14 protein-coding genes are annotated in these 14,244 nt (G+C 38.9%); 6 read left to right on the top strand and 8 right to left on the bottom strand.

The annotated features are described in order from the left end of the window. Positions 1–101: 101 nt before the first annotated feature. The 4 genes from I6F45_RS18040 to I6F45_RS18055 form a co-directional block, all read right to left on the bottom strand. Complete coding sequence (locus I6F45_RS18040; RefSeq protein ID WP_007582561.1) at positions 102–599, bottom strand: PTS glucose transporter subunit IIA; 498 nt, start codon at positions 597–599, stop codon at positions 102–104. A gap of 3 nt (positions 600–602) precedes the next feature. Further along, positions 603–989 carry an ACT domain-containing protein gene (locus tag I6F45_RS18045; protein ID WP_197161507.1) on the bottom strand — a complete coding sequence of 129 codons (387 nt, stop codon included), beginning with the start codon at positions 987–989 and terminating at the stop codon, positions 603–605. 226 nt (positions 990–1,215) lie between these two features. Continuing rightward, positions 1,216–3,375: a phosphate acetyltransferase gene (gene pta / locus I6F45_RS18050; RefSeq protein ID WP_165727393.1), complete on the bottom strand. Its 2,160-nt coding sequence runs from the start codon at positions 3,373–3,375 to the stop codon at positions 1,216–1,218. Between the two features lies 1 nt (position 3,376). Next, complete coding sequence (locus I6F45_RS18055; RefSeq protein ID WP_165727394.1) at positions 3,377–4,591, bottom strand: acetate kinase; 1,215 nt, start codon at positions 4,589–4,591, stop codon at positions 3,377–3,379. 284 nt (positions 4,592–4,875) lie between these two features. Between I6F45_RS18055 and yfbV the strand changes: the two genes are divergently transcribed. After that, the gene (yfbV, locus tag I6F45_RS18060; RefSeq protein ID WP_007582569.1) at positions 4,876–5,322 is read left to right on the top strand and encodes a terminus macrodomain insulation protein YfbV; all 447 of its coding nucleotides are present in this window, start codon (positions 4,876–4,878) and stop codon (positions 5,320–5,322) included. Here the strand turns inward: yfbV and I6F45_RS18065 are convergent. From I6F45_RS18065 to xthA, 3 genes are read right to left on the bottom strand one after another with little or no spacing between them, the layout of a single operon-like run. Then, positions 5,319–6,134, bottom strand: a complete 816-nt coding sequence (locus tag I6F45_RS18065; RefSeq protein ID WP_165727395.1) for a putative RNA methyltransferase — start codon at positions 6,132–6,134, stop codon at positions 5,319–5,321. The two genes, yfbV and I6F45_RS18065, sit on opposite strands and share 4 nt — an antisense overlap. Continuing rightward, the gene (locus I6F45_RS18070; RefSeq protein WP_165727396.1) at positions 6,131–6,778 is read right to left on the bottom strand and encodes an energy-coupling factor ABC transporter permease; all 648 of its coding nucleotides are present in this window, start codon (positions 6,776–6,778) and stop codon (positions 6,131–6,133) included. The genes I6F45_RS18065 and I6F45_RS18070 overlap by 4 nt, the downstream gene beginning before the upstream one ends. Positions 6,779–6,783: 5 nt before the next feature. Next, on the bottom strand, positions 6,784–7,590 hold the full coding sequence (gene xthA / locus I6F45_RS18075) for an exodeoxyribonuclease III (protein WP_165740196.1): 807 nt from the start codon (positions 7,588–7,590) through the stop codon (positions 6,784–6,786). 240 nt (positions 7,591–7,830) lie between these two features. Here xthA and I6F45_RS18080 point away from each other — a divergent pair, with 240 nt between their 5' ends. The 4 genes from I6F45_RS18080 (at position 7,831) to rluB (ending at position 10,622) form a co-directional block, all read left to right on the top strand. Next, on the top strand, positions 7,831–8,262 hold the full coding sequence (locus tag I6F45_RS18080) for an exonuclease III (RefSeq protein WP_197161509.1): 432 nt from the start codon (positions 7,831–7,833) through the stop codon (positions 8,260–8,262). Between the two features lie 227 nt (positions 8,263–8,489). Next, complete coding sequence (locus tag I6F45_RS18085; protein ID WP_165721507.1) at positions 8,490–9,011, top strand: EF-hand domain-containing protein; 522 nt, start codon at positions 8,490–8,492, stop codon at positions 9,009–9,011. A 151-nt stretch (positions 9,012–9,162) separates the two neighbouring features. Continuing rightward, positions 9,163–9,753, top strand: a complete 591-nt coding sequence (scpB, locus tag I6F45_RS18090; RefSeq protein ID WP_024592539.1) for an SMC-Scp complex subunit ScpB — start codon at positions 9,163–9,165, stop codon at positions 9,751–9,753. Continuing rightward, positions 9,750–10,622, top strand: a complete 873-nt coding sequence (gene rluB / locus I6F45_RS18095; RefSeq protein ID WP_007582584.1) for a 23S rRNA pseudouridine(2605) synthase RluB — start codon at positions 9,750–9,752, stop codon at positions 10,620–10,622. Before scpB ends, rluB begins: the two co-directional genes overlap by 4 nt. Positions 10,623–10,705: 83 nt before the next feature. Here rluB and I6F45_RS18100 read toward each other — a convergent pair whose 3' ends face one another. Further along, positions 10,706–11,452 carry a YciK family oxidoreductase gene (locus I6F45_RS18100; RefSeq protein ID WP_007375386.1) on the bottom strand — a complete coding sequence of 249 codons (747 nt, stop codon included), beginning with the start codon at positions 11,450–11,452 and terminating at the stop codon, positions 10,706–10,708. A 206-nt stretch (positions 11,453–11,658) separates the two neighbouring features. On the opposite strand from I6F45_RS18100, the gene I6F45_RS18105 reads away from it, so the two are divergent. After that, positions 11,659–14,088 (top strand): VolA/Pla-1 family phospholipase, encoded by a 2,430-nt coding sequence (locus I6F45_RS18105; protein WP_165741769.1) that lies wholly within the window; start codon positions 11,659–11,661, stop codon positions 14,086–14,088. Positions 14,089–14,244: the final 156 nt, after the last annotated feature.

Here is a 14,244-nt window from a genome sequence, read left to right on the forward strand (position 1 = left end):
AATAAGATATTTATCACACTCAATATTAGATTTTTAAGCTATATGGTTTGACTGGTAAAAATATCTCGCAGTTGCTAATGCCGTATAGAGTGATCATAAATCTAGTTCTTCTTAATAATAGTTAATAGTGTGTCTTCACCCGCATTTACATGCGAGTGCGAGTAATGAAATGTGCCAAGGTTATGGCCGTTTAGTAAAATTAAACTAGCAAGCATTGGAGTATCAAGTTCTCGTAAATCAAAATAAGCAAGGCGTTGACCTTTGCATATTTTGCTACCATTGAGTTGCGCAATATGGGTATGCGTAATTGATTGCGAATCAAAAATAGTTAAGTTAATCAAGACTTTTAGACCATTATTAGCTTGTAGAATAAACTCAGTACCTGCATTTTTTACTTGTAATAAAGTTCCATCAAACGGTGCTAAAATTTTATGACTTGTTAGTTGCACCATAATACCAGGGCCCAGAGTGCCAAAACGAAAAAAAGGTTCTGGATGCTCTTTCAGTTCAATTACTTTACCTGTAAATGGGCTGGTAATATTTATTGCATTAAGAGGCGTTTTATTTTGAGCTAAATAGTCAATTTTTTGAGCTTTCATAAGTTAGTTTACCACCACGTTATAACCCTCTTTTTTTAAAGCGGAAATAGCATTTTCTGCAGTGTGTTTTTTTATGAGAATATAATCAGTATCGTAGGTTGAGATTGAAAAGATAGAAATTTTAGCGCGCGCTAATACCCCTGAAATATTAGCCATAATTCCGGTTAACGAAAAGCCAAGTGGACCTACAACCTCTAAAGCTTGCCAGTCGGGTTCGGTATCCAGGCTTTTTACTTCAAAATCGCTTGGGCATACAATTGAAAGTTCATCATGGGTTTTAGAAATAAAAAACAAAGATTGCTTTAAAAGTGCCGCAGGTATGTCGGCATCTACATCTATACTGTGTATAGATAAAATGGTGCTGTGTAATTGTAATGTTTGTTTTGACATTAAAAGCCTGCGAACAGCAATATTGATAGCTTTATAGTATAGATTATTGGCTTTAAATTAAAGGTGTAACAACGACTAACTCAGCAGTAAATAAGTAGATAAAAGAAGGGAGTAAAAACTTACCCACAATTTCTGTGGATAAGTATGGGGGTTGCAGGGTATAAATAACCTAACTAGTTAATTATTAAATAAATAATAGCTAGGCTATAAAAAGCACACGTTACGTTTAATGAGTAATTAGCGCTTCTGTTTGAGCTGCCTGAATGGCAGTTAAGGCGATTGTATACACAATATCATCAACTAATGCACCACGGCTTAAATCGTTTACAGGTTTACGCATACCTTGCAGCATAGGGCCAATACTTATCAAGTCGGCACTACGTTGTACTGCTTTATACGTGGTATTACCCGTATTTAAATCTGGGAATATAAATACGGTCGCTTTACCGGCTACAGGGCTGTTAGGTGCTTTTTTAAGTGCTACGTTTTCCATTATAGCTGCATCGTATTGTAGTGGGCCGTCGATAATTAGATCAGGACGTTTTTGTTTTGCTATTTTTGTGGCTTCACGTACTTTTTCAACATCGGCACCTGTACCAGAAGTGCCCGTGCTGTAGCTGATCATGGCAACACGCGGCTCTATGCCAAATGCAGCTGCAGAGTCGGCAGATTGAATCGCTATGTCTGCAAGTTGTTCAGCATTAGGGTCTGGGTTAATCGCACAGTCACCGTAAACTAACACTTGGTCAGGCAGTAGCATAAAAAATACAGATGATACTAGTGATGACCCTGGTGCTGTTTTAATCAATTGCAGTGGTGGGCGAATTGTATTTGCCGTAGTGTTTACTGCACCCGATACTAAACCGTCTACTTTACCTTGCTCAAGCATCATTGTACCCAGTACGACGTTATCTTGTAGTTGCTCTTGTGCTACTACGGCAGTTAGGCCTTTGCTTTTACGAATTTCGACCATAGGCGCAATATAATCATTAATAATGCTTTGAGGCTCGATAATACTTACATGTTCGTTTAGCTCAATACCTTGCTGCTGTGCAATGCGCATTATTTCTTCGCGATCGCCTAGTAATATAGTTTTAGCAATTCCGCGTTGACCACAAATAGCAGCCGCTTTAATTGTACGAGGTTCATTACCTTCTGGTAGAACCACGGTTTTACCTGCTTTACGCGCTTTAGTGGTAAGTAAGTAACGAAATGCGGGTGGTGATAACTTACGAGTTTTACCTACACTTTTAGCTAGAGTATCTAGCCAGCTTGAATTGATATGCTCTGCGTTGTGATCTTTTACTTTTTCAATACGCTGGTCATCATCATTTGGTACTTCCATATTAAAGTTATGCAGTAGTAATGATGTACGCCACGTGTCTGCATCGGTTGCGAGTATTGGTAAGCCGGTTTGCATGGCTTGCTCACACAAGGCCATAATACGTGGCTCTGGCTCAAAACCACCGGTGAGTAATATAGCACCAAGTTTAGTGCCGTTCATAGCAGATAAGCACGCAGCAACAAGTATGTCAGAGCGATCGCCCGGTGTTACTAATAAAGCGCCTGGCGTAAAATAATTTAAAATATTTGAAACCGTACGAGCACAAAAAGTAATACGGCGCAGACGACGATGAAGCATATCGCCTTCGTTAATAATCGTGGCTTTTAAGTATGCGCTTAAGTCTTTTACGCGCGGCGCTACTAAGTCAAAATCCCACGGGATTGCACCAAGTAACATAAACGGATTTTTTTTAAAAATAGGCAGGGAGGCTAAACGATTTAACTCGTTTTCAAGCTCTTCAGGTTTATAGGCATCGACTAAATCGGCGCGTGCACGACCTTCTTCATCAAGTGGCGCATTTACTTTATTAAAAATACAGCCCAGTACGCGAGGATGATCGATACCACCGTAGTTACCTGCTGCAATTTCAAGGCGGTCTTCTATTTGAGTAATGGTGTAATTACCTGGGGTAAGTACAAATACAATTTCGGCGCCGAGTGTTTGCGCAATTTCGCGGTTTACACGCCCAGCATAAGGTTGGCGACGAGTAGGTACCATACCTTCAATAATAGCGACTTCGTTATCGTTTATTTTACTTTCAAAGCGTTCAACAATTTCCTCTAGGAGGTCATCACCTTTACCGTCGCCAATCATTTGCTCAGCATAATCAAGTGCAAAAGGCATTGGTGGGTTGATAGGTGAGCCTTGAGTAACTATTTGCGTTGATTTTTCAGGGCCTGTTTCACCAGAACGTGGCTGAGCTATTGGTTTAAAAAAGTTAACTTTAACTGTTTTTTGTTCAAGTGCACGCACTAAACCAACTGATACCGACGTCAAACCCACACCGGTAGAAACAGGAATTAACATAATACGACGTGCCATATTAAAGCTCCTTTACAATATTTGCAGCATCAAGGGCAATAACCCATTCTTCATTGGTTGGCATTACAACTGCTTTGACGTGTGAATTTTTACAGCTAATAACGCCTTCTTGACCAAAGCGCGCATTGAGGTTGGCTTGCGGATTACAATTAATGCCTAAAAAGGCAAGTTGTGTAATTACTTTTTCACGAATAATATCTGAGTTTTCACCAATACCACCAGTAAATATAACAGCATCAAGGCGCTGTAATGGCACCATATACGCCGCGATTTGTTTTGAAAGTCGGTAGCAAAACATTTCAATTGCGAGTATCGCTTTTTTATCACCGGCTATAGCGGCTTCTTCAATGGTACGGCAATCGTTAGAAAGCTCGCTAATACCTAACAAGCCACTTTTTTGATTTAGTAGGTTATCTATTTGCTGGGCTGTGTAATCAAGTTGAGTGGTTAAAAAGTTAAATAAACCAGGGTCAATATCGCCGCTACGTGTGCCCATTATCAGCCCCTCTAGAGGCGTTAGTCCCATGCTGGTATCAACACTCTTACCATTTTTAATAGCGCATACAGAACAGCCGTTGCCTAAGTGGGCACTAATAAAATTGCTTTGCTCGATAGGTTGCTCAAGTAACTTTGCTGTTTGCCCTGCAACATAAAAATGACTTGTGCCGTGAAAACCATAACGCCTAACACCAAACTCGGTGTACAACTTATATGGAAGAGCGTAAAGAAAGGCAACTTCATTCATAGTTTGGTGAAATGCAGTATCAAACACCGCGACTTGTGGCAAACCTTCAAACGATGCCTGCGCCGACGATATACCTAGTAAATTAGCGTGCCCATGAAGCGGCGCAAGCGTTGCCGACTGTGTAATGCCTGCAATTACTTTTTCGTCAATCAATACCGATCGCGTAAAGTGCTCGCCGCCATGTACAACACGATGGCCCACTGCGATAAGTTGCTCGTCTAAGTTGTGATCTTTTATTAAGCTTACAAGCGTATTTATAGCCTTAGCATGTGCTTGATTAGCCGCTAAGTCGATAACTGTTTTAGTACCATTAAATTTGTATTTAATAGAGGGTGCTTTAGCGCCTAAGCGTTCAGCAAGGCCTGAAATAATTTCGTGACCATCGTTCGCATCAATAATGGCAAACTTTAAGCTAGAGCTACCACAATTTAAAACTAAAACGTGTTGTGATTCAGGAGAGGTTGTTGGCATAGATTCAATTTCCATAAACAAATTTAGTAAGTAAACGTTAATTCGTAATCGTTACACTTACGGTATTAAGTAAAGCTAAAACAATTGAATGTTCAATTGCAAAGTGGTTAACGCAATGTTAAATACTTTACCTTAATTGAGATGTTTAAGTTAGGATTGTTCGCCATTAAAAGGTAAATTTAAGCTGTTTTACTGAGAAAGTGTAACTCTTTCATTTTGTGTTACACTTTGCGTATAGCTCGTTTTTCCATTGTATTTAAAAGCAGTATCTGTGAGGAGTCATGATGCAAAAAAGTGTGATGTCACAACTACAAACTGGCCGTTTGTATGGTAAAAAATGGCCAATGCGCAAAGAGCTTGCGCCCTTATTTTTAGAGTTTAGAGTAATTAGAGCGACTGAGCTTGCCATTACAGTAATGCCAATCTTAGCCATGCTAACATTGTTTTTTCAGCTAAATTACTTGGGTTCTGATTTTTTACCGCAAGCCATTGCAAGTGCATTATTTTTTATATCGCTACCATTACAAGGTTTATTTTGGTTGGGTAAGCGAGCGCAAACGCCTTTAGAGCCTGCGATGCAAAAATGGTATAACGAGCTGTACACTAAAATGGCAGCTAATGGATATCAAACGCAGTTAAGTGAAAACAAGCCCCGTTATATGGAGCTTGCCAATTTACTTAAAGATATGTTTGATAAAATGGACAGGGCGTTTACTAAAGAGCAGTTTTAGAGAGTTACATCATTATCTATTTTGGTAAACTGAGTAATATAAAACGATAAGGTGACAGTGTGTTCACCTTTTTCTTCGAGTGCTGTCCAGTGCTCGGGTCTAAATTTCCATGCAAATGGCGTCATCATTATTAAGTTTTTAATATCAGTAAAGCTAAGCGCTACATGCTCTGTTAAAAGGATCTGCTCTGATTTTTGAAACCCTTTTGGAGTGGCTATTTCAGTATGTTCGTTTACTTCTGAATATATATACGATTTTAGCTCTTTTAAATGACAGGGTCCTGGGCTTGCAACCACTAATGTTGCGTTTTGATTTGCTAGGCGTTCAAGCTCTTGCTCAAATAAAGGTGCAAATACGCTAACAAGTACATCAGCAAATTGGCTTTTAAAGGGAGCTTGGCTGATTGATGCCACACTAAAATGGCAATTAGGGTAGCGCTTTGCTGCATATTTAACCGCTGATTTTGAAATATCGACACCGTATACAACAGCATTTGTTTTATTCGCTATTGCTTGGGTATAAAACCCTTCACCGCATCCTAAATCAATAATAGTTTTTGCACTTATATTACTGATTATATCACTAAGGCTTTGCTGTAAAAAACGATAATACCCACGCTCTAAAAATGCACGTCTGGCTTGTACCATTTCAAGTGAATCACCCGGCTGTTTTGAATTTTTCTGTTGCACAGGCAGTAAATTAACATAGCCTTCTTTAGCAAAATCAAAGCTGTGGTTGTTAGCACAACGAAGTGTTGAATCAGTTTTCAAAAGTGCTAGGTTACACAGGGGGCATTGATATTCAAGACTCATGAGCCTAGGTAGTCCTTATCGTAAAAAGTTTTTACCCAATGCGGGCGATAGGTGATCATAATTGTTATAGCCATGCCGTTGAGCATTGCTTCAGGAAACCAAATTATGGCACTTAAATAAACGTAGTTATCTGCAAGTTCTTGCCAATTGTATTGCCCTATAGCTAAGTAAAATAAAGCACCTAGGCTTATTTTTATACAGGCTATAAATCCTGCGGTTATAAACGCACAAACAAATATATAGACAAAAAAATGACGAGGTAAATATTGGTAACTAATTATAAAGCCAAGATAGCTCAATAAAATAGGAATAAACGCACCAATAAGCAGTTGTACTGGTAACAGCTCAAGTTCAATTTGACCAAAGGCAGCGAGTAGGGCTGTGGCAAGTAGGCTACTTAAAATAGTCAACCGCCAGCCTAAAATTAATGTAGCAGCCGTAACACCTAGTATGTGTAAATCAAGGCCAGTTAAAATGCCAGCCTTTATTCGCCAAAGCACTGCAAACACTAACGCACACGCAAGTACGCCAGTTTGACGGACTGGCGTATTAAGCAATGTTTTATATGTTTTTTTATCAAAGCTTAATAGAGCAATAATAATTACAAGAGCCCAAAGTAGCCCCTGCATTGTTAGGCTGAGCATAATAATTACTTAAATGTTGACCATATAGGGGCATGATCTGACGGTTTTTCAATACCGCGAAGTTCGTAATCAATACCTGTATCTATGCAGCGTGCTGCAAGCTCATTGGTTGCAAGCACTACATCTATACGAAGTCCTCGATTATCTACAAACCCTTTAGAGCGATAGTCAAACCATGAGTATTGATCGTCTGTTTCGGGGTTTTGCTCTCTAAAGGTGTCTTTAAAACCCCAATTGAGTAATGTTGCAAGCCATTCACGCTCTACCGGTTGGAAAGAACATTTACCCGTTTTTAACCAACGTTTAGCATTTACTTCGCCAATACCAATATCTAAATCGGTAGGTGATATGTTGATATCACCCATAACGATGACGTCTTGATCGGGTGTGTGATTGGTTTCAAGGTGTGTCATTAAATCTTTATAAAATTGACGTTTATAAGGGAATTTAGCTTCGTGATTAATATTATCACCTTGTGGGAAATAGCCATTCATGACAGTAAGGTCGCGACCGTTTTCTTGTTCAACAGTGACGCTTATCATGCGTTTTTGCGATTCATCTGTATCGGTGGCAAAACCTTTTAAGACCGATTTAGGCTCTTTTTTGCATAACATAGCTACGCCATAATGCGCTTTTTGACCATGAAAGTAGACGTGATATCCCATTTTTTGTACATCTTCTAATGGGAATGCTTCGTCGTGAACTTTAATCTCTTGCAAGCCAATAACGTCTGGTTGATGTTTGTCGATAATTGCTTGTAATTGGTGAAGACGAGCACGCAGACCATTGATATTGAAAGAAATCACTTTCATAAAATTTACCTTAAAATTGGTTCTATTTAATAGATTAAATTGTATCAGTAAATACGCGTACATAACATGACTGAATTGAGATAATAGCTGCGCAAATGTTGATCAAATGATGGGTAAAGTTTAAACATTGTGAATACAATATTAATTATTTAAATAAATAAAAAATTCAATTGAACTTAACTTTATTGAATATATAATGCGCGAAATTCACTTGTTTAGCTCGTTCAAATAGGATCTCTCATGAAAACTCAACTACTTTTAGCCACTGCTTTACTAGCATCTGCAACTGCGTCAGCTCAAAGCAATACTTACTTTAGCCAAGATAACAAAATTGAGTCTAAGTTATGTGTACTAAGTGCAAACGAAGGCTTTAGCGTTGCTCGTAAAGAAGCTGCCCAGCACGGTGTTTACCTATCTCGTTTTTCTAAAAGCATTTTATGTAATGGTGAAGATATTCGTGATATTGCTAAAAAAACGATATTAAGCAACGCATCAGTTGAGAAAGTAGAAGTATTTGCAAAAGACGCTCAACAAGAAACTCAATTATGTATGACGGCTTTAAAACAAGGTTTAGCACCTGTTCGTCAAAAAATTGGTAACCTAAACTCATTAAAATGTAATGGTCAAAACGTTACTGAGTTTGTTAAACGCTACCAAAACGCAGCAATCTAATTATTAGCTTAACTATAATAAGTAAATTTGAAATGCCTGGTTTTTACCGGGTATTTTTTTGCAAAAATTACAAGGTTGTTTGCAAAGCTTGCAAGCTTAACTTATTGAAACTGTTTAATAAATATACCGATCGAGATTAAGTTATTGATTATTATAAGTTAACTATTATTGGCATTGGATTTGTATTAGTTAAAGTGACATTTAATTAATTACGAAGGATACGTCTTATGAAAAAGTTAACATTAGCAGCCACTATTTTAGCATCATTAAGCCTAGCGGCTTGTTCATCTAATCAAGGTCTTGAAAGAATAGACAGTGACTTTGCAAGTTTAGATAATGATAGCGATGGCTACATCTCAAAAGTTGAAGCTGATGACGATAGCATTTGGGGCCATTTTTCAAATATTGATACCAATATGGATAACGAAATTAGCCGCAAAGAATTTAACACTTATATGAAGCTTAATAATGGCAAAGTAGCCACTGATTCTGAAGTAAGTGAGTCGGCATTTAAAGCTGAAATTGCTAAATTCGATAAAATTGAAAGCAGCTTTGCAAGTCTAGATAACGACAGCAATGGCTATATCTCGGTAGTTGAAGGTAACGATGATGATATTTCAAATCATTTTGGTTACATGGATAAAAACCAAGATAAGCGCATTAGTAAAAGCGAGTTTATGGGTTACATTAAAAAATACGGTAACGCAGTAGCTGAAGATGATGCATTAGAAGCTTTTAAAAGTAACTAATAGTTACCATTTTAGTAAGTAAGATTAAAGCCAGTGCTAGTCACTGGCTTTTTTGTGTTTTAAATTTAGTTATTTGATAGATATATTTTCCTAGTTTGGTGTTGTTCTGTCATAATAGATGGCTGTGTATTTTTATTTGTTAAGAGTGTGTATGGCGGGTCGGCGAATTAGTGATGAACAACTAGTTGAGATCATTGAAGCAGCTATTTTTGTTGCAGATAAGCCTGTTAGTAAACGCCACCTTAAAGACATCGTATTAATAGATTTAGCTATTTCTATGACGCGAATAAATGACGCAATAGATACAATACAAGAACATTTTCAAACTCGTGGTATTCGCTTAGTTGAAGTTGGTAGTGGGTATCGGTTTCAGGCATGCAGTAGTTTAAGCCCTTGGTTAAATAACTTGTGGCAAGAACGCGCACCAAAATACTCGCGTGCTTTACTGGAAACATTATCACTTATTGCATACCGGCAGCCCATTACACGCGGCGAAATTGAGCAAGTAAGAGGTGTTACTACGGGTTCGAATATTATTAAAACCTTACTCGAAAGAGAGTGGGTTAAAGTGGTAGGGCATAAAGAGGTTCCGGGAAAGCCGGCTTTATATGCAACTACTAAGCAATTTTTAGATTATTTTTCGTTAACTGGACTTGAAAATTTACCTGCGTTGCCAACAGAGCAGCAAAGTAAAATTAACCAGTTATTGAGCGATCCTTCTGTGAGAGAACCATCCGAATGAGTATTATACAAGGTGAAAAGTTACAAAAAGTCTTAGCCCGTGCAGGCGTAGGCTCACGCCGTGAAATGGAAAAATACATTGACGCAAACCGCGTTAGTGTAAACGGTAAAGTGGCAAAGTTAGGTGACCGTGTTGAAGAAACCGATTTGATTCGTGTTGACGGTCACAGTGTAAAAATTGAAGAAAAAGCAGACCGAATCTGTCGTGTAATTATGTATAACAAACCAGAAGGTGAGTTAAGCACACGTAAAGATCCTGAAGGGCGTCGTACTGTATTTGACCGACTTCCGCGTATTGATGGCGATCGCTGGATTGCGGTTGGTCGACTAGACGTTAATACATCGGGTTTAATGCTTTTTACAAACGATGGTGAACTGGCAAACCGTTTAATGCACCCAAGCTATGAAGTAGAGCGTGAATACTCTGCACGTGTATTTGGTGAAGTAACCAACGAGACGGTTAAAAACTTACTACGTGGTGTTGAGCTTGAAGATGGTCCAGCCAAATTCACGACTGTAACCCCTATGGGTGGCGAAGGCGTTAACCGTTGGTTTAACGTAACGTTAAATGAAGGGCGTAACCGTGAAGTTCGTCGTTTATGGCAGTCTCAAGATGCGGAAGTATCTCGTCTTATTCGTATTCGTTACGGTAAACTAGAGCTTGATAAGCGCGTGCCACAAGGTGGTTGGATGGAGTATGATTTAGAAACAGTAAACTACTTGCGTAAAACCGTTAAATTAGGCCGCGAAACACAAACTAAGCTTTCTGTTATGCCTGAAAAACGCAAAGATAAACGCGCTAAAATCAACCAAATTCGTAAAGCAGTTAAAAAACACAATCAGCGTGTTAAGCCGACTAAACGTAAATAATCAATTAGTTATTTATTGAACACAAAAAAGCCGCTAATTGCGGCTTTTTTAATGTGAGTTGTTTAAACTATTTAAACTCCAAACTACTTTTTTACTTGAGCATCTAACGATTCGCCATTCACTTCACTTGAATCGTCACTCATTAGATATAAATATGTAGGCATTAAATCCTCTGGTGTAGCAAGTGCGTCTCTATCTTCACCTGGATATGCAGCAGCTCGCATTGAAGTGCGAGTAGCGCCTGGGTTAATACAGTTTACACGAATATTCGTTTTACCTACTTCACATGCCCATGTTTGCATCATACCTTCTACTGCAAATTTTGAGATGGCATAAGGCCCCCAAAATTCACGACCTTTGCGGCCTACACCTGATGACGTAAATACTATCGATGCATTATCAGACTTACGAAGAACAGGAAAAAGTGCTTTAGTGATCATTGCTTGTGCAGTCACGTTTACTTTCATTATGTTTTCGAACGTAGATGAGCAAAAATGTTCAAGCGGACCGAGTGACCCTAAAATACCTGCATTATTAAGCAACCCGTCAAGGCGTCCAAACTGATATTCGATTGTTGCAGCAAGGTCACGGTAGTTTTGCTTCGTTGCGCCTTTTAAATCCATAGGGACTATTGCAGGTTTAGGGTAGCCAGCATTAACAATTTCATCGTAAACACATTCAAGTTTATTAGTTGTTTTTCCTAATAAGATAACTGTAGCGCCGTATTTTGCATACGTAATTGCTGCAACTCGGCCAATACCATCACCGGCGCCTGTTATTAAAATAACTTTATCTTTAAGTGCGTTTTCAGCTGCTTGATATGTGTGCATAAAAGTACCAATTCATATAATTTTTTTGATTTTAACATAGCGAAACGTGAAGTAATCGAATTTATTGTAAAATTAGGTGGCGAAAATAGAAACTTTACGTTAAGTTTAACTGGTCTAATGTCTCATTAATAACCTGATTACATTGTTTTAACTTAATACACTGATTAAACACACTATAAAAATAAAATACGTGCGGAGCCAACAATATGAAAAAAATGCTACTTTCACTCTCGGTTACAGCTGCTTTAGCAGGTTGTGGCGGTGGAGAAACGTTAACAGATGTCAAAAACGACACAGCACCAGTTATCCCAACAGCAACAGTTACATTTGATCCAGCAGCAGGTATCTTATCGGTACCTAATGATTTATTAATGAGTGGAACTCAAGACGGTACACTTAATATTCCTGGTGAATTAGATGACAACAATGTGTCTATTTCGCGCGCAGCTTATGCAAACCCTCAACTTGCACTAGGTGCACTTGATGGTTGGTCTTCGCAGGTTCCTTATAAAATCGATTTAACATTCCCACCAAATGTGAGTTTAGATGAAGCGTCTGCTGGGACCCCTGGTACAGTAAGAATTTTTGAAGTTGTAATGGGTGCAAGTTTAACTGATGCAGAATGTTCAGTTGTAGCTGCCGGTACTGCTTGTAAATTGATCGGTGAGCTTACTTTTGGTGTTGACTTTGTAACTCAAGCTTCAGGTGATGGCGTTGCAATTATTCCTTTAAAGCCATTTACGGCAGGTAGCTCATACATCAATGTATTAACTACTGGTCTTAAAGATTCATTAGGGCGCTCTATTGAGCCTTCTTCTACTTATGGGCTGGTTAAACAAGAAGCGCCATTAATTACAGAAGCCCAACTTGGTTTGCAGGGTGCTGTTAACAGTTACGAAAATGTAGTTGTAAGTTCAGGAGATATCACAAAAGAAGATATTATTTTTTCTAGTGCGATGACTATTCAATCAGCAGGCCCTGTACTTGGGACAATTAAAAAGTTACTAGCTGCAAGCTTGCAACAGCCTGCGTTACCAACTCCTGCGCTTCAAGTTCCTGAACAGCCTATGGTAAATGTACAACAAGTATTTGCTTCTCAGGGTGTAGAAGTCTCTGCTGCTTTCTCTGGTGTGCAATATCAAAAAGGTAGCATTATGTTACCGATGTATTTAGGTACGCCAACGGGTACTGATATTAGTGATTTAAGTGATACATATTGGCAAGGTATGTGTGATAACGCAGTGGCAATAATTGGTTATAAGGCCGTTGCAGGCGATGCATTTCCGACAGATCCTATTAGTGAAAATGATGGTTTATGTTCTGCATTAAGTGACGGACAATTACGTGACTTAGGACTAGACAGCACACGCCATTTAACAAAATACAACTCAATTCCAAAAGTACAAAGCATGGCAAATGTGCCAGTGCAAGTTACTAAACCTATTTTACCGATAATTAATGGTGTCCGTGCACAGTTACAATTAGATCCTATCGCTATGCCTGAAGGTGGATGGCCTGTTGTGATTATGCAGCACGGTATTACAACACAAAAAGAAAGTATGCTTGCTTTAACTGCGCAGCTTTCTATTCAAGGCTTTGCAACGGTTGCTATTGACCATCCAAGACATGGTGAGCGCGGAATAGATGTTGATGGTGATGGAACAGACGACTTTAATGCAACAACGGGTTCTGTGCTTAGTTACATGAACTTAAGTTCATTACTTGTTGCACGTGATAGCTTACGTCAATCGGCTGCTGATTTATTAGGCCTTCGTTTAGGCTTAAACTTTATTAACGATACAACTATTAATAGTAAAGACGTTACCTACATTGGGCATTCGCTAGGTTCTATTGTTGCTCCAGCATTTATTGCTCAAGCTAATACGCCAATGGCAGAAACGCTTGATCCGCTATTTAATGTAAACACGGTAGCTCTTGCAAGCGGTGGTGGCGGTATAGCAAGCTTCTTACTTGAATCTGCTGCGTTTGGTCCATTTATTCAAGGTTCAGTACTTTCACAAGCGGGTACAACAGAAGCTGATGAATTTACTGCATACTTACAAGGAGATGCAGTTTCTAACTGTGGCTCATTAATACCAGACATGGAAGCTTACTTGACATGTGGTTATAACGAATATATTGCATCACTTACCACTGCGGGTGAAACGACTAAACTTACTAACATTCAAGGTGTATTTACACAGTTTGCTTTTGCGGCGCAAACTGCGCTAGATAGTGGCGACCCAACGAATTACGCAGCCACTGTGAAAGCATTAGGTACTCCTGTTTATACTAATGTTGTTGTGGGTGATGGTGTTGATAACAAGCCTGACCAAGTGATACCACCAATGGCAGCTAATAATCCTATTTCTGGCACAATTCCATTAGCTAACTTGATGGGTCTTGAGACAGTAAGTTCTTCGCAAGCATTGAGTGAAACACCAGCAAGCTACTTAGTTAAATTTACTAAAGGGCATCATGGTTCTATATTAACACCAGCTCAAGATGCTGCACAGGCTGCAACTGTTGAAGGCAGTGCTGCCGCTAATGCAGAAATGCAGTTGCAAGTAGCTACTTACTTAGCTGCTCGCGGACGGATGTTATTAGTTTCCAACCCTGAGGTTGTGACTGATTAATAACCAGTAAAATAATTAACCTTTAAAAGCCACTGAAAAGTTAACACCGATCAGTTAAGGTATTTTTGATCGGTTGACCGATCTTTTGGTTGCTTCACAATACCCTTATCATCTTTTGATTATGAGGGTATTTTTATGCTTAGTCATTGGTTACTT

This window comes from Pseudoalteromonas sp. SWYJZ19 (assembly GCF_015864375.1).
In the GTDB taxonomy this organism is placed as follows: domain Bacteria; phylum Pseudomonadota; class Gammaproteobacteria; order Enterobacterales; family Alteromonadaceae; genus Pseudoalteromonas; species Pseudoalteromonas arctica.